Genomic DNA, 20786 nt, shown 5'->3' on the forward strand with positions numbered 1-20786 from the left:
GATGTCCAGGTGTCATGGGTAGTCTCGTCGGAGCCGCCGACCATCCCCGACACGGAAACTCTCGACATGACCCTCACGACCTCGACGGGATCCGGCGACTCCTCCGGTTCGTTCCTGTCCGCCTTCTCCGACTGGGCGGTCAGCCTCATGGAGACGATCGGCGCTCCCGGCGCCGGGATCGCCGTGGCGCTGGAGAACCTCTTCCCCCCGCTGCCGAGCGAGGTCATCCTGCCGCTCGCCGGGTTCACCGCCAGCCGCGGGAGCTTCACGATCGTCGAGGCGATCTTCTGGACCACACTCGGCTCGGTCGTCGGCGCCCTCGCCCTCTACGGGATCGGTGCGGCGCTCGGTCGGAACCGGATGCGCCGGATCGCCGCGAAGCTTCCGCTCGTGCAGGTGCAGGACGTCGACCGCACCGAGGCGTGGTTCGAGCGCCACGGGTACAAGGCCGTGTTCTTCGGACGGATGATCCCCATCTTCCGCAGCATGATCTCGATACCCGCCGGGGTCGAACGCATGCACCTCGGCCTCTTCACTCTCCTGACGCTCGCCGGCAGCCTGTTGTGGAACTCCCTCTTCGTCGGCGCGGGATTCCTCCTCGGGGAGAACTGGCACGTGGTCGAGGAGTACGCGGGTATCTTCCAGACGATCGTCATCGTCGTCGTGGTGGTCGCGGTGGTCTGGTGGGTCATCAAGCGCATCCGGACCCTTCGCCGAAGGGACGCAGAGAGCGCATAATCGGCGTGTGAGGAAGATCGGCGTCGAAGAAGAGCTGCTGCTCGTCCACCCCGTGGACGGACGACCGCTCGCGCTGTCCGAGCGGGCGCTCGCGGACGGACACGCGGACCATCTGCAGTCGGAACTGCAGCAGGAGATGATCGAGATCGCGACCGCGCCGATGCGCGGACTGGCGGATCTCGAAGCCGATCTCCGCGGGCACCGACGACGGGCCGACGATCGCGCCCGCAGTCTCGGGGCCCGCACGGTCGCGGTCGCATCCTCCCCCGTCCCCGTGGAACCTCACCCGAGCCGAGGCGCCCGCTACGACTGGATCGCCGACCGCTTCGGCGTCACGGCCCGGCGCACGATGGTCTGCGGCTGTCACGTGCACGTCGACGTCGGGAGCAGGGAAGAGGGAGTCGCGGTCCTCGACAGGATCCGCGTCTGGCTCGCGGTCCTGACCGCGCTGAGTGCCAACTCGCCGTTCCACGGTGGCCTCGACACGGGCTATGCGAGCTACCGTTCGCAGGTCTGGAGCCGGTGGCCGTCGGCGGGAGCCCTCCCCGTGCTCGGGAGCGTGGAAGCGCTCGACGCCTTCGAACGGGAACTGCTCGCGAGCGGGGTCCTCCTCGACCGGGGCATGCTCTACTTCGACGTGCGACTGTCGGACCGCTACCCGACGATCGAGGTGCGTGTCGCCGACGTCTGCATGGATCTCGGCGACACCGTGACGATCGCGGCCCTCGTCCGCGCCCTCGTGGAGACGGCGGCGGCGGAGTGGAGGTCGGGGGCCGCGCCTCCGGTCCGCTCCGCCGCTGCGCTGCGGCTGGCATCCTGGCGTGCGTCCGCCGAGGGGATCGACGGTTCGCTCGTCCACCCCCTCACCGGGGAGCCTGCACTCGCGATCGATGTCGTCGACGCCCTCCTCCGTCATACGAGCGAGGCCCTCGACGCGACGGGAGATCGACAGCGCGTCGAGAGCGGCGTCGCCGACATCCTCCGTCGGGGAACCGGCTCCGAGCGGCAGCGAGCGGTGCACGCGCGCGAAGGATCGCTCTCCGCTGTGATGCTCGACGCGGTCGAGATCACGGCTGGCCGCATCCCCATGGGGCCCCTCTGAACCACCGGATCCGACTGCTACAGTCGCTCTCGATGTCGCGGTCGCGTCCGGGCCGTGATCCGTCCACGACACCGGGAGCGCCATGAAATCCAGCCTGTTCGAGCCGAGCAACAACGAGATCACGACGAACGAGTGGATGTCGTTGCAGAACGAGTACATGCTCAAGGCGCGGATCTATCCCCAGTACGACCTGATCGCCCAGAAGGGTGCGATGGTCGCCTACCAGGGCGACGTCACCTTCGCGCACGAGGGCTCGCGCGACGTCGGCCAGTTCCTCAAGAAGATGATGTCCTCCGACGACCAGCCGCTCATGCGTCTCTCGGGGGACGGCGAGGTCTTCCTCGCGAGCTACAAGGCGAACGTCCACCTGATCCAGCTCGAGAACGACGCCATCACGATCAACGGACGGAACCTGCTCGCATTCCAGTCGAGCCTGCAGTACGACCTCAACCGCGTCCAGGGCGCCGGCATGCTCACGGGTGGGATGTGGAACACGACCATCCACGGCGTCGGCACCGCGGCCGTCGTGACGCAGGGGCCCCCGGTCATCCTCGACTGCTCGCAGCAGCCGACCTTCACGGACATGCAGGCGACCATCGCGTGGTCTGCGAACATCAGCCCCACCATCAAGTCGTCGATGTCGGCCGGCGCCCTCATCGGCCGCGGGAGCGGCGAGGCGTTCCAGTACGCCTTCCACGGCCCCGGCTGGGTGATCGTGCAGCCGTCGGAGCTCTCCTTCGCCCCGGTGGCCTGAGCAGGCCGGAACGGCCGATCCGACCCGATATGAGAACGGAGTCGGTGCGCGTCGATGCGCGCACCGACTCCGACTTCATGCCCCCGAGGTGAGTTCCGTCGGCAGCGGCGTCGAGTGCAGGATGGCGAGCCGCTGCGTCGCGCGGGTGAGCGCCACGTAGAGTTCGCGCGATTCGGCGACGCCACGTTCCGAGCGCCACCCGGGCTCCACGAGGACGACCTCGTCGAACTCGAGTCCCTTGGCATCGCGGGGCGAACCGAACCACAGGCGTTTCCGGTCGGACTCCCCCATGCCATCGATGGCCGAACGCAACCGCGGGAGCAGTTCCGCGTCGGCGATCACGGCGAACGTGCCCTCCGAGCCCTCGAGGAACCGGTCGGCGCGAACGCGGATCTCCTCCCCCATGGCGTCGTAGCCGACGCGCCGGATCTCGGGTTCCTCTCCGGCCGAACGGATCGACGTCGGGGCCGACTGCCGGGGATCGATGTGGGCGAGGACGCGGGCGGCCAGGTCCATGACCTCGGACGGCGTCCGGTAGTTCACCGTGAGGTCCTCGCGGCGGTAGCTCCGCAGCTGCGGGCGCAGGAGCGTGTCCCAGTCGGACCCGTGGGCGGCCGAGCTCTGGTTGATGTCGCCGACGAGCGTGAACGAGCGCGACGGGCAGCGGCGCACGAGGGCCCGGAGCGCGAGGGGCGTGAGCTCCTGAGCCTCGTCGACGATGACGTGGCCGTATGTCCAGCCGGATTCGCTCTCGGCCCGCTCGGCGACCGTGCTGCGATCGTCGAACCGCTGGCGCGCGGCGAGCTGCTCCGCGCTCACCCCGGTGTCCTCCGAGCCGTCGTCGTCGGTCGTCGTGTCCGTGTAGAGGTCGAGAACGCCCTGCGCGTATTCGAGCTCCCTCTCACGTTCGGCGCGCTCCCGCGCACGTGCCCGCATCGCCGGGCGTGGGTCCTCTCCGAGGAGCGCGGCCGCCTCGTCCAGCAGTGGGATGTCGGAGACCGACCAGCCCTCCTCGGACGTGCGGACGAGGAGGGCGCGGTCCGCGTCGTCGAGCATGGGGGCGCACGCGGCCAGGAGCTTCGGGTCGCGCAGCAGCTCGTCGACGAGGTCCTCTGGGCTGACGATCGGCCAGAGTTCGTCGATCGCGGCCGCGAGGCGGTCGTCGAGCGCGAGCTCGTCCGCGAAGTCCGCGATGTCCTCCGGGTCGACGTCGACCTCCACGCTCCGGCCCGCGGTGGAGAGCAGCTGGCGGGCCACGAGCTCGCGGAACACGCGCTCGAAGGTGGGACGCGATTCGTTGTGCGATTTCCGCGTCCGGCGCATCCGCGTGCGGAGTGCGGCGAGGTCACGCCCGTCGATCCGGACGGTCTGATCCGACTCGAGCGTGATCACGTAGGGAGCCCGCACGGGGATCTCCCGACGGCGTACCGCGTTCTCGACGACCTTCGCGAGGTCGAGGCGCCCCTTGACCTCGGCGACGTCCCGTTCGTCCTCCCGATGCGCGACGACGCCGGGGAGGAGGGTGTGGAGCGACGTGAGCACGACGCTGTCCTCGCCGAGGGACGGGAGGACCTCGCTGATGTAGCGCAGGAAGTCCGGGTTCGGGCCGACGATCAGCACGCCCTCTCGACTGAGCCGGTCGCGGTGCTCGTACAGGACGTAGGCGGCGCGGTGCAGCGCGACCGCCGTCTTGCCCGTGCCGGGACCACCTTGGACGACCAGGGCCCCGCGGAGCTCGGCCCGGATGATGCGGTCCTGCTCGCCCTGGATCGTCGCGACGATGTCCGTCATGCGGTCGGTCCGGTGCTGGGAGACGGCCGCCATGAGCGCCGAGGGCCCCATCGGGGCGGCGTCACGGGACGCCGTGAGGGACAGCTCCTCCGGGACGACGCTCGAGACGCGCCATCCCCGGGTGCCGACCGTCGAGCGCACGTCGACCCCGTCGGGGTGCAGCGGTGTCGCCGTGTAGAACGACCGCGACAGCGGCGCCCGCCAGTCGACGAGCAGCGGGTCGCGCGATTCGGGATCGAACAGTCCCATCCGCCCGATGAACCACTCGGACCCGTCCGCCATGTCGAGGTGGCCGAAGAGCAGGCCCCCTCCCGCGTTCTCGAATCGGCTCAGCTGCTTCCGGTGATGATCGGCCCGCGCGTCACGGTCCCACAACTCCACGGCGTCCCCGGTCTCCCGCAGCACGGACGCGAGGCGATCGCGTTCGGATGCGACGAGGTCGGCGACGGTACGACGGATGGTGTCGAGTCGGGTCTGGGCTGCGGGCGTATCGAGAATCGGTGCGGTCCTTCATGCGTTCGGGTGACACGACCCCTCCGCGTGGAACGGGCCGGAGAATCAGGATAAATCCTCCGCGAGCCCGTCGTGCACACACGAGCAGGGGCTTGCGGACTCCGGCCGCCGTGGTCAGCCGACCGAACGCACCAGCTCGCCGATCGGACCGTCGTCGAGGCCGTCGAGGACCTCCGCGACGCTGTCGTAGACGACCACGGCGCCCACGTCGCGGAGTTCGTCCGACGACATCCCTCCCGTGAGCACCCCCACGAACGTCACCCCGGCCCGACGGGCGGCGATGCCGTCCCAGCGGGCGTCGCCGATCATCACGGCACGCTCGGCCGGGACGCCGGCCTTCTCGAGCGCGACCTGGATGACGTCCAATTCGGGCTTCGCGGTCTCGACGTCCTCAGACGAGGTCACGGCGTAGACGCTCTCGTCGACATCGAGGACACGCAGGAGCTGCTCGAGTTCGTTTCCGGGAGCGGACGTCGCGAGGACGACACGAACACCGTCCCCCGTGAGGCGCGCGAGGAGCTCGCGCCCGCCGTGGATGGGACGAAGGCGGTCGATCGATCGCTCGTAGTGCGCGGAATGCTTCGCCTTCGCCTCATCGCGCAGCTCGTCGACGCGGTCGGCGAGGAGCTCGTCGAGCAGTTTCGCCGAATCGAGTCCGATCCCGCGGTGGATCCGCCAGGTATCGACATCGACGCCCATCTCAGCGAACGTGCGGCTCCAGCTGTCGACGTGGAGATAGTTGGAGTCGACGAGGGTGCCGTCGATGTCGAAGAGGACGGCGATGGGCGAGGCGTTGTCGGTCATCGTTCCAGTCTGTCGGTCAGCCCGGAACCGAGGAAAGGGCTGGCTTTCCGACGACGTCCACGCGATGCCCCTTCCTCACGCCACGCAGTCCCCCGAGTCGACCTCGGCGCTCGCGCCGACCTGGTCGAGGACGGGTGCGAGTTCGTCGAGTGTGAGGGCGTAGCCGGTCTCCGCGTCGGTCGTCGAACGCGCGAAGACCACCCCGACCACGGCACCGCTCTCGTCGAGGAGCGGGCCACCGGAGTTGCCCGGACGGACGAGGCTCCGCAGCGAGTAGATCTCCCGCGTCACCGCGTCCCGCTCGTAGATGTCGAGGCCCCGCGCGTCGAGCACCTGACGGACGCGTGCGGGCTCGACGTCGTACGGGCCGTTCTCGGGGTAGCCGGCGACGTAGGCCTGGGCGGACGCAGCGAGCTCGTCGCCGAGGGGAAGAGGGGTGGCGTCGAGGTCCGGCACGGAGAGGACGGCGAGGTCGCGCTCCGGATCGAAGACGACGAGGGACGCCGGCACCGGCTCCCCCGTCCCGCCGATCTGCACGAAGAGGTCGTCGGAGCCGCCGACGACGTGGGCGTTCGTGACGACACGGTCCGAGCCGACGACCCAGCCGCTGCCCGTGGAGTCGGACGCGCAGGACGGGGCGGAGGAGAGCACGCGGACGATGCCCTGCGCCGAGGCGTCGACCGCGTCGGAGACCGACTGGTCCGGCGGCGTCACCCCGACGATGCTCTCGACCCCGTCGGCGAACACCTGCGGGAAGCCCGAGTTGCCGAGGGCTCGGTCGAGCGCGCCGAGCGCCGTCGCCGACGGCACCGGCGCGACCGCGTCGAGCGTCGCGACGACGCGCGACCCGCTCGCGAGCTGCATGAGGGGCACGACGCCCGTCGACGCGAGGAAGCCGGCGAGCAGCCAGACGGTCGCCGCCCAGGTCAGGAGACCGAGGGCAGCGCCGCCGAGCGTATCGAGGCCCTTCGTGACCTTCACTTTCGACAGCGCCCCCTTCAGAGCGCGGGCGACGAGCGACAGCAGCCCCACGACGAGTGCGATCGAGGCGATGAGGACCACGGCTGCGACGATGGTCCGCTGGAGGGACGTGACCCAACCGGAGCGGGCTGCGAACTCGACGACGATCGGAGAGACGTTCGTCGCGAGCACGACGCCCCCGACGATGCCGACGAGGGACGCCGCGGTCACGAGCGCACCACGCCGCCACCCGCCGATGACGGCGGCCAGCGCGAGGAGGAGGAGGACGATATCCACGACGGTGTTCATCTCGGCACATGTTACGTGGCGATCTCGGCCGAGAACCGCGCGACGGCCGAGAAGGCGCTGCGCGTTCGGCGCAACCGGCTCGCTCCGTCCGCGGCGCGCGAGTAACGTTGCCGTGCCGTCGCACACCTGGGCGACGAGAGGTGCCGTTCGAGGAGGGCCGTCCCCTGAAGATCGTCAGCTACAACCTGCGCAAGCACGCCGCCGTCGGCGAGCTCGTCGACCTCGTGGAGACCCATGCGATCGACGTGCTGTGTATCCAGGAGGGCGACACGGCCGAGCTCGAGCCGAACGTCGGCGGACTCCGCCTCATCGGCGCGACCGAGAAGAACCGCCTGGGACTCGCGATGTACGCGAGCGATGCGCGCTTCGACATCCTCGACACCCGCGTCTTCGCGGTGCGGAAGTCGCTCCACGACCGGGTGCTGCGCCCGGCCCACGAGCGGCTGTTGGCGGCGCACCTGTTCGACAAGACCACGGGGAGGGACGTGCTCGTCGGAGACTTCCATGCCGCTCCGCTCACCGCATCGAACGCACTCCGCCGCAAGCAGATCGCGGGCGCCCACGCAGGGATGCGCGCGCTCGCGCCCGGCGCGCCCGCCCTGATGGTCGGCGACTTCAACTACCCGTGGTTCGTGAACAAGCTCGAGCGGCATCTCGGGGATTCGGGCTTCCAGCTCACGCGGAGCACCGAGCCGACGTATGTCCGCTACAAGTACTTCTCGGGTTACTTCGACTTCGTCACGAGCAACGGCTACTCCATCGAGCGCGTGGACGTGCTCCCCTTCGGCGCATCGGACCACCGCCCCATCAGCCTCACGGCCCACCTCGCCCCCTGACCCCCAGAGGGCTACTCCCGAGCGAGGGCGCCTCGTCTACATGGCGCCCTCGCGCGCTACCTAGCGCCCTCGGGTGGTCGGAGCCGGAGGCGAGTCAGTGCTGAAGCAACCCACGAACGAAGGCGGCCTGGCCGACGTGCTGGAGATCGTCGGAGACGACGCTCACGAGACGAACCGCGAGGGTGACGGGCGGATACCACCCCTCGTCGACGACCCGATCGAGTTCGGAGTCGGAGAGGCCGGCCACGTAGGCGACGGTGCGGTCGTGGACAGCGGAGTGATACGACGCGAGGTCCTCCGCCGAGACGCCCGCGACATCGCCGACCTCTTCCGGGGACATCCCGTAGCCGGTGGCGTCCTCGTCGAACGGAAGACCGAACTGCGCGGCGAAGCCGCCCGACGTCCACACCTGATCGGTGCCCGCCGCATCCGCGACGTGATCGTCCTGCACCCGAGTGAGATGCCATACGAGCCACGCGATCGAGTTCGCCTCGGGTGATGCGCGGAACGTGAGGTCCTCGTCCGAGAGCCCGTCCACGATTCGGGCCGTGCTGTCGCGGATGCGGTCGAAGGCGTCGATGAGGAGGTCACGAGTGGATGCCATGGGTTGTTCCTTTCGAAGGCCGAAATCGACATTCCACCCGGTTGCGCCGCGCGAGGCAACCCCTCGCGAGGGCTATAGATCGATGCCGAGGGCGCCAGCTAGACCTGTAGCCCTCGCTCGGGAGTAGCCCTTTGGGGGGTGGAGGGGAGGGTGGCGGCGAAGAGGGAGGCGGCGAGCATCAGGATCGTGGCCGAGGCGAAGGCTGCGGGGTAGGAGAACAGGTCGAGGAGGGCGCCGGCCGCGAGGGGGCCGACGATCGCCCCCACGTCCGCCGCGGCCTGGAAGACGGCCACGGGGGTCCCCTTGCGCCCACCGGCCGCGTCGCTCATGAGGGCCGACGGAGCGGTGCCGATGAACGCGGCGGCCACGGCGTAGACGACGAGCAGGGCGACGAGCATCCACAGCTCGGTGACGAACGGGATGGCCATCATCGCCGCTCCCCCGAGCAGGAAGGACCAGACGATCGCCGGCCGTCGACCCACCGTGTCGACGAAGCGCCCGGCCGGCCCGAGGGCGATGGCCTGCACGACCGCGGAGATGGCGAACGCGATCCCCGTCCACGCCGGCTCCTCGTGCAGCACCTCGACGACGAGCACGGGCACGAGCGTCGAGCGCACTCCCATCGCCGCCCACCCCGACGCGAGGTTCGCGACACTCGCGACCTGGAACCGCCGATCCCGCAGAACCGAACGGAATCCGCCCGTCGCGGCCTCGGCCGCGGTATCCCCGCTCGTCCTCCCCGTGAGCAGGACGAGCCCGACCGCCCCCGCGACCGCGAGGGTGGCCGCGTAGAAGAAGAACGGGGCCGTGAGGGAGATCGTCGTGAGGAGTCCCCCGAGTGCGGGCCCCGCCATACCGCCGATGAGGAAGCCGCCCTGCCAGAAACCCACGGCTCGTCCGCGTTGCGTCGACGACGTGACGCCGAGGATGAGGGTCATCGCGGCGACCGAGAACATCGCGGAGCCGATCCCGCCGAGACCCCGCAGAATGAGCAGTTGCGGGTACGACGACGCGATCCCCACGAGACCGCTCGACACGGCGACGATCCCGATCCCCGTGGCGAGCACGAGACGCTCCCCGAAACGGTCGACGACGCGGCCGACGAACGGGCCGACGACGAGGCGCATGACGGCGAACGCCGACACGACAGCCCCCACCTCGACGTAGCCGACGCCGAAACCGCGCACGTAGACGGGGAGGACGGGGATGACGACGCCGAAGCCGAGCATGACGAAGAAGGCGACGACGCCGAGCACGCGGACGTCGCGCGGGAGGGGCTCGCGCGGACCACGACGACCGGAACGCCCGAGGAACGGTGCGCGCGTCACGCGGGGCGCGCGGCGCAGCGGAGGCTGCGGTGGAACGGTGTCGGCATGCCTCAACGCTAGCGCCCGTGGCAGGATCGAGGGACGCATCCCCCGGCCCCCGAGGAGCATCATGACGCAGGATCCGACCGCACCACGGCGCACCGGCCGCCGCATCGGGCGCGCGGCTCTCGCCGCGCTCCTCGTGGTCGTCCTCATCGCCGTGGTCTTCCTCGCCTGGGCGCACACCGTCATGGCCGGAGATCGCGACGCGGCGCTCGAGGTCTGGACCGACGACGCGATCGAGGTGACGGAGACGAGCGACTCGTTCGTCCTCCGCCCCACCGCCGGTGGGAGCGACCACGGACTCGTCTTCATCCCGGGCGCCCGCGTCCAGCCGTTCGCGTACGCCCGGAACCTCGCCGGAGTGGTCGAGGACGCAGGGGTCACTGTCGTCGTCACGAAGCCGACACTCAACCTCGCCTTCTTCGACACCCGTTCCCTGGCCGCCTTCGCGGCCGCGGCACCGGAGGTCGACTCCTGGACGGTCGGCGGCCACTCGCTCGGCGGAGTGCGCGCCTGCCAGCTCGCGGCGGGCGACGACAGCGTCGAGGTCACGGGCCTCGTGCTCCTCGGCAGCTACTGCGCGAACGATCTGTCCGCCTCCGCGCTCTCGGTCCTGAGTGTCTCCGGCACGAACGACGGGCTCACGACACCGGAGGACGTCGAGTCGAACGCCGGTCTGCTGCCGCAGGACACGGAGTACGTCGTGCTCGACGGCGGCAACCACGCCGATTTCGGCGACTACGGCGCTCAACCCGGCGATGGGGAGTCGACGCTCCCCCGCGACGCGGTGCGCGCGGAGATCACCGCGGCGCTCGTCGGCCTGCTCGGCTGACGGGCGCCAGACCGGGCCCGTCCCTCCCTCAGCCGCTCGGGATGACCATCACTCCGTGAGCATCACGCCGCCGGATTCACGCGTCGGGACCGGCGATGTTCACGAGCCACATGATGCCGAAACGATCGGTGCACTCGCCGAAGCTGTCGCCCCACGGCGCGGCGGTGAGCGGCTCCCTCACGGTCCCACTCGCCGACAAGGCCTCCCAGTAGGCCGTCAGCTCGTCCGTGTCGCGCCCGCTCAGGGAGATCGAGACGGAACCGCCCTCGGGGAGCGGCATCGCGTTCGGGACGTCGGCGCCCATGAGCACGAACCCCATCGGTGTCGTGAGCTGCGCGTGCATGATCTTGTCGCGCTCGACCGGATCGTCGCTCATCCCGAAGTCCGCGTAGGTGTTGAGGGAGAGCTCGCCTCCGAAGACCTGCTGGTAGAACGTCATCGCCTCCCGCGTGCGATCGCGGAAGTTGAGGTAGGGGTTCAGCGTACTGGCCATGGTGTCCTCCACATCGGGTCGACGGCTCCGTCGGCACCAGTGTGGCGGAGAACGCCTCGGAGGAGAAGGACTATTCCGCATCAGGGCGCTCCGGCGCGACGACGGACGGCACCGCTCAGCTGTAGTCGGCGGTGACCGTACGCGCGATCCCGTCGAGGCGGATGGGTCCGCCGTGGGGAACGATCCACTGGGGCCGGGTGTGGCCGAACGGAACTCCCACGCAGACGACGGCGTCCGGGTTGTAGCGGGCGATCTCGGCGACGACCCCGTCGCGTTGAGCAGACCGCAACCGAGCACGCTCGGCCGCGTCCGGGATTCGCACATCGAAGGACGTCACGGCAGGGCGGGCCACGAGGACCCCCGCCACGGCGCCGAGCATCCCTCCCTCGCCGAGCGCTCGCACCCAGCGCCTCACGTGCGCGGCCGGTGGCGTCTCCTCGCTCGTCTCGAGGAGGAGGACCGCCCCCTCGAGATCGGACGGGGTCGGCATGCGACCGGCGAGCGCGATCTGGTCCAGCACCTCTATGCACCCGCCCCAGGTTCGGCCCTCGACGACCCGGGCCGGACCGGCCCACGACCAGGGCTCGGTGGGCTCGCGCATTCCGTACTCCGTGAGGGCCGCCGGGTCCGTCCACAACAGACCGTGGTCCTCCGACTCCCCCGGGTCCGTCAGCTCCACCTCGCCGCCGTCGAGGAGGGCAGCACGGAGGGACACCACGTGCCCCGCGTCGACGCCCGGTCCCGCTCCGAGATGGACCTGCGTCGAACCCCCGTAGAAGCTCGGCACGCCGAGCCCCCAAAGCAGGTTGTGGAGGTTGGTGTTGTCGCTGTACCCGAGAAACGGCTTGGGGTTCGCGGCGAGGACCTCGGTGTCGATGTGCGGGACCACCATGATCTGGTCGTCGCCACCGATCGTGGTCAGCACGGCCCGGATCGTCGGGTCGGTGAAGGCGGCCGTGACATCGGCGGCGCGCGCCTCCGCCCTCGCGCCCAGCTGGCGGGTGGTCGGGTACTCGACGGGCACGAGTCCCGTGACCTCGACGAGGCGCCTCATGGCCTGCTCGTGCACCGCCTCGGACACGGCAGGAGCCGCCATCGCGGGAGAGAGCACCGCCACCCGATCACCGGGCTTCGCCTTCGGGACCGTCGCCATCGCTGGAGTCGTCATCCACCGATTCAAGCACTCGCCCCCGGCCGCTGCCGAGACCCGGTCACCATCACGGAACCACGACCCCCGTCGACAGGCTCAGGGACCGAGCTTGCTCGGTACACGACAAACCCGGTCGCCGAGCCTGTCGAAGCGTGGTGAGCAGCCCGGGAACGCGGGGCCTGCTCCTCGAGTTGTCACAAACTGCGGGTTCAGGCCGCCCACACCCGCGATTCGTGACAACTCGAAAGAGGCCACTTCTCCGAGTTGTCACGAATGGCGGGTGTTCACCACTCGAACGAGACGTTTGCGACAACTCGGGGAGGGCCGAGCCAGGCCGGAAGGGAGGTAACGACTAGCGGACGACGCGAAGGGCGAGTGGCTGGACCCACACCTCGAGGCGGGAGACCAGACCGAGGTCCTCGCCGTCCGCCTCGGCACGCTCGGGCACCTCGAACGCGACGACGAGGCGCCGAGCACGGGTGACCTGCACGGTCGGGCCGGCGAGCGATCGACCGAGCGCCAGCGGCGCGCGGACGGCGCTCGCGACGAACCAGGCACCGAGCCGCACCCAGGAGAGGACGCTCGCCGGGCGCAGCACCATGACGTCGAGCTCTCCGTCGTCGACGAGGGCCCCGGGGACGAAGACGAGACCGGCGGGGAGCAGACCGCCGTTGGCGACGACGACGGAGTGAGCGGACTCCGAGACGCCCGGCCCCCCATCGAGCGCCACGTGCGCGGCGAAACGCTCGTTCCGCCAGACGGATGCCGAGATGCCCTGGAGGTACCCGACCCAGCCGAAGCGTTCCTTCCCGACGGGATGCGTGTCGGCGACCATCGCCGCGTCGACACCCGCTCCCACCATGACCGTGAATGGCCGCTCCACGACCCTGCCGTCGTCGAGCGTCGCGCGGAATCGACCGATGTCGATGGAGACCGGGGCGGAACCGGCGAAGGCTCGGGCCACGGCCGCTGTGAGGGAACGCGGGGAGCCGGTCGAACGGGCGAAGAGGTTCGTGGTCCCGACCGGCACGATCGCGAGCGGCACGTCACCGTCGGCGAGAGCCTCGACGAGGACGCTCACGGTACCGTCTCCTCCCGCAGCGATGACGACGCTCGGGCGCACCCGCGCGAGGACACGACGCAGGGCGGACGCGCCACCGTCGTGCTCCTCGGTCGCCACCCACACGGTGGGCGCCCACCCGGCCGCGCGCGCCTCAGCGGTCACGACGCGACGCAGCCGTCGAAGATCCACCCGCAACGGGTGGTAGACGACGACGGCGCGGGGCAGCGGGACGCGGGTGGTCAGGCGGCGATCCCGCGCTTGTCGAGGGAGTCGTTGACGATCGTGAGCCCCTCCATACCGGGCATCTTCGCGATGTGAGCGTCGATGGCCGACGCGGCCTTGCGGCCGTCCGGTCCGCCCATGAGGTGGCTCATGACGTGCTTGACCTCGGCCTCGTCCATGATCGTCGAGCCGACGGGGCCCCAGAACGAACTGAGCGCGAATCGGGCGAACTTCTGGGCCACGACGCTCTTCGCGAGCCGCTCGCGCGCCTGGGTCGCGTAGAACGCGACGTGGCGGGCCTCCTGCTTGGCGATGCGGCGCAGCAGCTCGGCGAGGATCGGGTGGCCCTCGAGGTCCGCCATACGGTTGTAGGCGGCAACGGCCGACCACTCGTTCGCGGCACCCCAGATCATATGCACGGCGACGAAGTCCTTGCCGACGAGGTTGGAGAGCACCGACTGCTTCACGGGGTCGAGGCGGTCCTTCCAGCCGAGCTTGAGGCGCTTCGACTTGAGCTCGTCGAACTCGAGGGTGATGTCGTGCGCGGCGAGCACGGCCGAGAGGGCCTCGCCGTGCCAGAACTCCTCACGGTTCCACATCGTCATGAAGCCCGTGACGTCGGCGTCCTGGTGGGACGGCGTCACGAGCATGTCACGGAGATAGCAGACCGTGTGGTACTCCACGTCGGCCATGTAGCGGATGCTCCGCAACGTGTCCGGCGGAAGCGGGTTCGTGCGGAACTCGTCGAAGTCGAGATCCGACCAGTTCACATTGGTCGACGTCTTCGTGTACTTGTCGATGTCGAATGCCATGTCGCTCCCTTTACCTCCACGTCCGGCGTCGTGCCGGGCGTGCGTCCGTGCGTGTGCTTCCCCAGATGCGACGCCACCGCGCACGCCCCGAGTGCGATTCTGCCCCATCACCCTCACCGGATCCGGCATGCGCGAGGTGCGCGGCGAACCAGGGGCCCCGCGTTCCGTCGATGGCCGTCTGGACGGCCTGCTCCGCCCGGTGGGCGAGCTCTGCTGGTTCGTCGCTCGCGCCCGCGGGGATTGGTCGGGAGAACGTGACCGTGACCCGCGGACGACCCGCTCGCGGGAGGGGGCGCCAGGGTGGCAGCGCCGCGAACGTGCCATCGATCGCGACGGGTACGAGTGGCGCGCCGGCCTCGATCGCGAGGCGGGCCGCCGCGGTCCCGAAGCCACGCAGGTCGCCGTCGTCGGCGCGCTCCGCCTCCGCGAAGACGACGACGCTCCGCCCGGCGCGCAGCGTCACGCGGGCCGCGCCGAGACCGACGGCACCGGCCGCACCGCGCCCGAGCCCGGCTGCGTCGGAGGCGACCGCGACGGGACCGACGACGGGTTCGAGGACCGATCGCAGGAGTGGTCCGTCGAGAGAACTCGGGTGGTTCGCCGCGAAGACGAACGGGCCCGTGCCCTCCGCGATCTCCTCGACTCCCCACGTGACCACGTCGACGGCGGCCCGCACCGCCGCTCGCCGCAGCGGACGGTGCGCCAGGACGGCGACGGCCGCGAGCGGCAGGAGCGGCGACACGGTCGCGCGGCGGATCATGCGAGCGCCGCCGGCCGCACGGGTGTGCCGTGCACGAACGTGAGCGACGTGTCGCCGCCGTCCCGGTGCCCCGCCATGTCGAGGGCGTCCTCGAGGGTCGTGGCCGCGCGGAAGCCGAGCTGCGACGCCGTCTCGCGGTCGCCACCCACGACGATGACGTCGGAGAGGTGCTCGCGGGCGGCCGACGTCGCGTACCAGGCGTGGAACGGGTGGAGGGCGTGGTGCGCCGAGCTCGTCCGGTAGAGGTGGCGGTACCAGTCGTCCCGGGCGAAGTCGTCCTCGAACCGCTCGGCGATCACGGCGGCGTCCGTCGAGTCGCGCAGCACGTCGGAGAAGAAGTCGACATAAGCCGCGTGGTGGATGGGGTGGAACGACGGCGTGAGGGGGTGCGAGAGGATCACGACGCCGCCCTCCCTCACGACGGGTTCGCCGGCGACACCGTCGAAGACCTGACCGAGACCGAGGGTCGCGACGCTGATCGGGTCGAGGGGCGCGCCGCTCGTGCCGTAGCCCGTGTCCGGCAGCCCGAAGAGGGCGATGTCGGCGCGAGCGGGCGGGTTTGCGAGCCGCGTCGTGCGCAGGAATGCGTCCGTCGAGGCGTGAACGGCCGACGGCGCCCCCGCGCGCACCGACGTGACGACGTGGCCGATCCCGGGGAACCGCACGGGTCGCACGGCCTCGGGCAGGACCGCGGCCGTCGAGCGCACGATGCGGGAGCGCACGCGGTCGAGAAGGGTCCACTCGCGCTCGCGCTTGCCGAGGAAGGCGCTCACCCGCTGGATGGGGGCGTCCGCGAGTGTGGCAGCGATCGTGACGACGCGCGCCCGATCGCCGAGGCGGTCGACGAAGGGGGCGAGGGCGTCGTCGCGCTGCTGCGCCGTGACCCGGTCGGTCCCCGGGACCGGCGTGAGTGCCCGAGCGGTCGCGGCGCTCGCGAAGGACGGGACGAGCGAGGCCGAGCCCTCGTCGCCCACGGCCGTGGCCAGACGCACGGCTACGACGACGTCGCTCTCGACGAGTCGCGAGGCGACCTCGATGGGCGACCCGTCCGGCAGCTCGCCGATCGAGGTCATTCCGTCGCGGTCCTCCGCGTCGTGGCTCGTGAGCGACGCGGCGTCGAACGAGCGGAACACCCGCTCCCCGAGGGTCGAGAGCAGCTCGTGCGAGGTCAGGCGTCGCCGCAACCCCGTGGCGGCGAGGACGCGCACGTCGTCGACGCCCGCTCGCGCTGCCATCTCGAGCACGCGTTCCACGATGCGCTGGCGCACGTCGGCGCCGCTCGTCGCCGTCACCGGCTGCGAGAGGTCGTCGACGACGATCGTCAGGACCGTGCCAGCGGTGAGGAGCCTCTCGAGCGGTTCCGAGCCCTCGGGGGCGGCGAGAACGCGATCGAGCTCCGCGGACAGGGACCGAACGGCCGGCTCGGCATCGGCCGGGTAGACGACGTCGGAGCCGACGGGCAGGCGCTCGAGGCGCACGCTGCCTCCGCGGAAGACGACGAGCGGAGGGGTGTCCTCGTCCACGGTGAGGACGTAGCCGGGTCTGGTCATGCGGGGGTCTCCTCGGCGGAATGGGTCTTCGGGGGGCGCGGGGTGGGCGCCGGTTCGGAGGGAGGAAGGGCCGACTCGGATCGGAGCACGCCCACGAGAGAATCGAGCCTCCGGTGCCGCAGGTCGTGCCACAACCGGATGCGCCAGTGCTTCTGCACGGCGTGCTGGTAGAGCGCGGCGTCGGGATTGACGGCCTGTGGGTGACCCACGAGCTCCATCCACGCGCGATCCGCGTGGCTGTCGCCGTAGGCGTAGGAGGCCGACAGGTCGAGGTCGTGGCGCTCGGCGTAGAGGCGCAACCATGCGGCGCGCGCCTCGTCGACGAGGGGCGGACCCGAGAGGTAGCCGGTCCAACGACCGTCGCGCACGTGCATCGAGCTCGCGACGACCTCGTCGAAGAGGCTCGCGAACGGCTCGACGAGCACGTCGACCGCCCCGGTCACGAGGACAGTGCGGTGGCCGGCCGCGCGGTGCGCTCGTACCCGTCGGATGGCCTCGGGCTTCATGCGCGCGAGCAGGGCGTCGCTCACGCTCTCGCGGACGAGGGCGCGCATGCGAGCGTCGTCGACGCCCTCGTAGCGGCGCAGGAACGTGCGGATGAACTCGCCGCGGTCGCGACGCTCGGCCTGCAGGTAGCGCGGGAGCGAGGCGAGAAGGTCGGCGAGCTCCGACGGCCAGTGCGACGTCGGGAGGCTCGCGAGGCGCACCCAGAGGTACTGCTCGACGATGTTCGACGCGAGGATCGTGCCCTCGAGGTCGAACACGGCGACCGCGCGAGGATTCGTCGGCAGCGCCTTCTCCCCCACGGCCTTGGCGCGCGGTCGGGACGAGAACGTCTTCATGAGCGTCGTGACCGCCGGGAGGTGCACGCGCTGCATGTAATCGTCCCAGTCGATCGACGCGGCGTCGAAGCCGTGCACGTCCTGGCGTTCCGGAGCGACCGCCCGACCGAGCGCGGCCGTGCGGCTGTCGTCGTAGACGATCTCGGCCTGCGTGTACGACTGGTACAGATCGGCGTAGCTGCGGAGGAGCTCGAGGTCCTGCGCACGCGCCGAGACACCGCGCATCCAGCCCCGCGTCGTGGTCGACGACGGCAAGCGCAGGAGCAGCCGCTTGGCCGCGAGATTGGCCTTCTCGTTGAGCGCCAGGGTGCGCTCGATCGCCTTGCTGCCGGGGAACGCCCACGACGGCACACGGATGTGCCCGCGCTGGTCGTCGGGGATCGGGGTGGCGCTGAAATACTGCAGGACGTTCTCGTACATGTCGCGGAACGTCAGCGGATTACGTCCGCCCGAGCTGAGGTGGAAGTACTGGGGCGTCTCTACGGGGGGTGGCGTCGCGGCGACGGCGAGCGTCGCGTTCACGACGATGTCGACGGGGATGATGTCGAGGATCGAGTCGGGCAGCCCCGGGAACTCGGGGAGCAGCCCGCGTCCGTAGGCGATGATGAGCGGATCGGCCACCTTGAAGCCGTCGATCCAACCGGGGAACGGGTGCGCGAGCGCGCTCTCGATGATCGCGGGACGCACGACGGACAAGCGGTGCCCCCTTCCGGCCCACAGGTCCTCGGCGACGCGTTCGCTCATCGACTTCGTGAGCGCGTAGACGTCGGCCCAACCGAGGCTCTGCGCGCGGGCACGCCCGTATTCCACGAGGCGCTTCTGGACCCATTCCCGCCGGCCCTCCTCGGCGGCCGCGGCGACGGCTTGCGGGCCGACCTTGCCCGACTCTGCGCGTGCCGCCGCGATGAGCGAGCGCAGGACCTCGGGACGTCGCGACGACGCCTCGACGGCGGTGCGCGCGGAGAGGGCCGCCGCGAGCTCTGTCCGCCAATCGACGGCGTGCTCGAGGGAGGCCTCGACGACCGCGCCCTTGCGGATACCACCGACGTAGGCCGTGGAGACGTGCACGACGTGGGGGTCGGACCCCGTGCGCAGGAGCGCTTCGTAGAGGCCGACGGCGCCCTGGACGTTGGTCCGGAACGCCTCGTCGATCGGCGGGTCGAACGAGACGGTCGAGGCGCTGTGGATGAGCACGTCGAGGTCACCCGGCAACTCGGCGACATCGCCCATGCTCGACTCGATGACGGTGACGCGCTCGGCGACCTGACGATCGGCCTCCTCCGCGCCCACTCGGTCACGCCACGGTCGGAACACCGGCTTGCGCATGAGGCTCGTGAGCCGGGCCGCTCCCGTGAGCGAGCCGCGCGGACGGATGAGCACGCTGATGCGGGTGCTCGGGTACTCGGCCAGCAGCTTCTCGAGGAGCGCCTGGCCGACGAAGCCCGTCGCGCCCGTGAGGAGGAGGTGCTGGCCCTCGAGCGGACCGGCGCCGAGCGCCTCGGTCAGCGCGTCCGCAGCGACGGCCACCGCATCCACGTCCGCGCCGTCCGCGCCGTCCGCGGTGACGGCGCGCGCGTCGTCGGCACCGCTCGTACCGCCGGTCACGCGGCTGCTCCGAATCGCTGGGCCGCCCGCTGCATGACGCGGAGGCCGCCCATGCCGGGGAGGGCATCGATCCGCCGGTCGATCCGGGCGATGCGGCCGCGGGATCGCGCGTCGGGAAAGAGCGAGCGGAAGACGTAGCGTGTCTCGGCGCTCGGCTCCTCGCGCATCCCGGTGGGCAGGAATCTCCGGGAGAGCATCGCCCGGGTCAGCCGGCGGGCGCCGTCCGTCTCGGCGAGACGCCGCAGGGCCTCCTCCTCGAAGAAGACGCGGTGGCGGGATCGCACGTGGGCGAACGTCGCGAGGAGCTCGGTCAGCTCCGGGCGGGCCTCGGCATCGGAGAGAGCGGAGTAGACCTCGCGCGTCCAGTACTCGTCGATCGCGCCGCGCGTGACGTGCGTCGCGATGACGTCCTCGCCGATGAGGTTCGCGGCGATGGCCGTGCCGATCGGGGCGAGGCGGTCACGCGTCTCGTCGATGCGGTGGAGCGCACGCCCCACGAGGCCACGCTCGGCGTGCACCGAGTCCGCCTGCGCGCCGACGATCCGGTCGAAGGCGTCGGCGATCCAGTACTTCTCGAACGCCCAGGTCGCGAGGAACGCGGTGAGGCGGGCGTCCTTGTGCGACGGGGTCACGAGCACGTCACGCATGTGGTGCATCGTCGCGCGCTCCACATCGCGCAGGTACGCGAGGGTCCGAACGGTGTCGGGGGTCAGCGGCCGCTCGGCGAAGGCGTCGAGCGGGAGGGCGTCGGAGTGGCTGCCGACGGCCGAGCGCGTGAAGGCCCGGATGTCGAAGCCCTGCTGGGCGTCGGCGGTCTCGGTCATTCGTGGTCCTCCGGTGGTTCGGTCTGCATGGTCGATATGCGCAGGGCCGTGCGCTGTGGTCGTATCGTGAGGGCCATGCCCATTGCCCTCATCACCGGCGGGACCTCGGGGATCGGCGCGGCGTTCGCCCGCGCCCTCGCGGCCCGTGGAACGGACCTCGTCCTCGTCGCCCGCGATCCCGACCGTCTCGCCTCCGTGTCGGCCGATCTCTCGACCTCGTTCGGAGTGGACGTCGAAACGGTTGTCGCCGACCTCGCGGACCGCGCCGACGTCGATCGCGTCGCCACGGTGCTCGAGCGGACCGACCGCCCGATCGACATGCTCGTCAACAACGCGGGATTCGGCGTGCACGACGCGCTGCTCGCGGAGGACACGACAATCCACGAACGCGCGCTCGATGTGATGGTGCGAGCGGTGCTCGTCCTCGGCGGCGCGGCCGGACGGGCGATGCGCGCCCGCGGGAACGGGTACATCGTCAACACGTCGAGCACGGCCGGCTTCATCACGATGGGCGCCTACTCCGCGATCAAGGCGTGGGTCACGTCGTACTCGGAGGGACTCGCGGTCGAACTCGCCGGAACGGGCGTCGGGGTCACGGCACTCTGCCCCGGCTGGGTGCGCACCGAGTTCCACGAACGCGCGGGGATCCGCGCGTCGTCGATCCCCTCGTTCCTGTGGGTCGACGCCGACGCTCTCGTCGCCGAGGCGCTGCAGGATGTGGCGAGAGGTCGCGTCATCTCGATCCCTTCGGTGCGGTTCCGTGTGCTCATGTGGCTCGCGCGGCACGCTCCCCGTGGAGCGATCCGCTGGGTGTCCGGACGCATCTCGTCAAGCCGTCGACACTGACCGAAC

The 20786-nt window shown here is 70.7% G+C and carries 19 protein-coding genes; 6 read left to right on the forward strand and 13 right to left on the reverse strand.

Annotated elements, in window-relative coordinates; genetic code table 11:
- Window positions 1–66 precede the first annotated feature (66 nt).
- From ELQ94_RS04705 to ELQ94_RS04715, 3 genes are all read left to right on the forward strand, one after another.
- Window positions 67–738, forward strand: a complete 672-nt coding sequence (locus tag ELQ94_RS04705; RefSeq protein WP_208007542.1) for a DedA family protein — start codon at window positions 67–69, stop codon at window positions 736–738.
- A 7-nt stretch (window positions 739–745) separates the two neighbouring features.
- Window positions 746–1840: a carboxylate-amine ligase gene (locus ELQ94_RS04710; protein WP_127047724.1), complete on the forward strand. Its 1095-nt coding sequence runs from the start codon at window positions 746–748 to the stop codon at window positions 1838–1840.
- An 82-nt stretch (window positions 1841–1922) separates the two neighbouring features.
- Window positions 1923–2594: an AIM24 family protein gene (locus ELQ94_RS04715; protein ID WP_127047726.1), complete on the forward strand. Its 672-nt coding sequence runs from the start codon at window positions 1923–1925 to the stop codon at window positions 2592–2594.
- A 75-nt stretch (window positions 2595–2669) separates the two neighbouring features.
- Here the strand turns inward: ELQ94_RS04715 and ELQ94_RS04720 are convergent, their stop codons facing one another.
- The 3 genes from ELQ94_RS04720 to ELQ94_RS04730 form a co-directional block, all read right to left on the reverse strand.
- Entirely contained in the window at window positions 2670–4790 is a 2121-nt protein-coding gene (locus tag ELQ94_RS04720) for a HelD family protein (RefSeq protein ID WP_127047728.1), read from the reverse strand.
- Window positions 4791–5012: 222 nt separating this feature from the next.
- A complete protein-coding gene (locus tag ELQ94_RS04725; protein ID WP_127047730.1) occupies window positions 5013–5702 on the reverse strand; it encodes an HAD family hydrolase in 690 nt (229 codons plus the stop codon).
- 75 nt (window positions 5703–5777) lie between these two features.
- Window positions 5778–6971, reverse strand: a complete 1194-nt coding sequence (locus ELQ94_RS04730; RefSeq protein WP_127047732.1) for a MarP family serine protease — start codon at window positions 6969–6971, stop codon at window positions 5778–5780.
- 140 nt (window positions 6972–7111) lie between these two features.
- Between ELQ94_RS04730 and ELQ94_RS04735 the strand changes: the two genes are divergently transcribed.
- Window positions 7112–7807, forward strand: coding sequence for an endonuclease/exonuclease/phosphatase family protein (locus ELQ94_RS04735; protein WP_243696864.1), 696 nt, complete (start codon window positions 7112–7114; stop codon window positions 7805–7807).
- A gap of 94 nt (window positions 7808–7901) precedes the next feature.
- Here the strand turns inward: ELQ94_RS04735 and ELQ94_RS04740 are convergent, their stop codons facing one another.
- Both ELQ94_RS04740 and ELQ94_RS04745 read right to left on the reverse strand, forming a co-directional pair.
- The gene (locus ELQ94_RS04740) at window positions 7902–8411 is read right to left on the reverse strand and encodes a mycothiol transferase (protein WP_127047734.1); all 510 of its coding nucleotides are present in this window, start codon (window positions 8409–8411) and stop codon (window positions 7902–7904) included.
- A gap of 98 nt (window positions 8412–8509) precedes the next feature.
- Window positions 8510–9739 carry an MFS transporter gene (locus ELQ94_RS04745; protein ID WP_243696865.1) on the reverse strand — a complete coding sequence of 410 codons (1230 nt, stop codon included), beginning with the start codon at window positions 9737–9739 and terminating at the stop codon, window positions 8510–8512.
- 109 nt (window positions 9740–9848) lie between these two features.
- Between ELQ94_RS04745 and ELQ94_RS04750 the strand changes: the two genes are divergently transcribed.
- Window positions 9849–10613, forward strand: coding sequence for an alpha/beta hydrolase (locus tag ELQ94_RS04750; RefSeq protein ID WP_127047736.1), 765 nt, complete (start codon window positions 9849–9851; stop codon window positions 10611–10613).
- 76 nt (window positions 10614–10689) lie between these two features.
- Here ELQ94_RS04750 and ELQ94_RS04755 read toward each other — a convergent pair whose 3' ends face one another.
- From ELQ94_RS04755 to ELQ94_RS04790, 8 genes are all read right to left on the reverse strand, one after another.
- On the reverse strand, window positions 10690–11106 hold the full coding sequence (locus ELQ94_RS04755) for a VOC family protein (RefSeq protein ID WP_127047738.1): 417 nt from the start codon (window positions 11104–11106) through the stop codon (window positions 10690–10692).
- Window positions 11107–11221: 115 nt separating this feature from the next.
- Window positions 11222–12274 (reverse strand): S66 family peptidase, encoded by a 1053-nt coding sequence (locus ELQ94_RS04760; RefSeq protein ID WP_208007544.1) that lies wholly within the window; start codon window positions 12272–12274, stop codon window positions 11222–11224.
- Between the two features lie 334 nt (window positions 12275–12608).
- Entirely contained in the window at window positions 12609–13508 is a 900-nt protein-coding gene (locus ELQ94_RS04765; RefSeq protein ID WP_166404659.1) for a diacylglycerol/lipid kinase family protein, read from the reverse strand.
- 50 nt (window positions 13509–13558) lie between these two features.
- Entirely contained in the window at window positions 13559–14353 is a 795-nt protein-coding gene (locus ELQ94_RS04770; RefSeq protein WP_127047742.1) for a ferritin family protein, read from the reverse strand.
- Window positions 14354–14363: 10 nt separating this feature from the next.
- Window positions 14364–15113 (reverse strand): lysophospholipid acyltransferase family protein, encoded by a 750-nt coding sequence (locus ELQ94_RS04775; RefSeq protein ID WP_127047744.1) that lies wholly within the window; start codon window positions 15111–15113, stop codon window positions 14364–14366.
- The gene (locus ELQ94_RS04780) at window positions 15110–16663 is read right to left on the reverse strand and encodes a lactate racemase domain-containing protein (protein ID WP_127047746.1); all 1554 of its coding nucleotides are present in this window, start codon (window positions 16661–16663) and stop codon (window positions 15110–15112) included. Before ELQ94_RS04780 ends, ELQ94_RS04775 begins: the two co-directional genes overlap by 4 nt.
- Window positions 16660–19110 (reverse strand): HAD-IB family hydrolase, encoded by a 2451-nt coding sequence (locus ELQ94_RS04785; protein ID WP_243696866.1) that lies wholly within the window; start codon window positions 19108–19110, stop codon window positions 16660–16662. The genes ELQ94_RS04780 and ELQ94_RS04785 overlap by 4 nt, the downstream gene beginning before the upstream one ends.
- Window positions 19107–19934: a hypothetical protein gene (locus tag ELQ94_RS04790; protein ID WP_127047748.1), complete on the reverse strand. Its 828-nt coding sequence runs from the start codon at window positions 19932–19934 to the stop codon at window positions 19107–19109. The genes ELQ94_RS04785 and ELQ94_RS04790 overlap by 4 nt, the downstream gene beginning before the upstream one ends.
- A gap of 75 nt (window positions 19935–20009) precedes the next feature.
- Here ELQ94_RS04790 and ELQ94_RS04795 point away from each other — a divergent pair, with 75 nt between their 5' ends.
- The gene (locus ELQ94_RS04795; protein WP_127047750.1) at window positions 20010–20780 is read left to right on the forward strand and encodes an SDR family NAD(P)-dependent oxidoreductase; all 771 of its coding nucleotides are present in this window, start codon (window positions 20010–20012) and stop codon (window positions 20778–20780) included.
- The last annotated feature ends 6 nt before the right edge of the window (window positions 20781–20786 follow it).

The sequence above is a fragment of the Labedella endophytica genome (assembly GCF_003990045.1).
Taxonomy (GTDB): domain Bacteria; phylum Actinomycetota; class Actinomycetes; order Actinomycetales; family Microbacteriaceae; genus Labedella; species Labedella endophytica.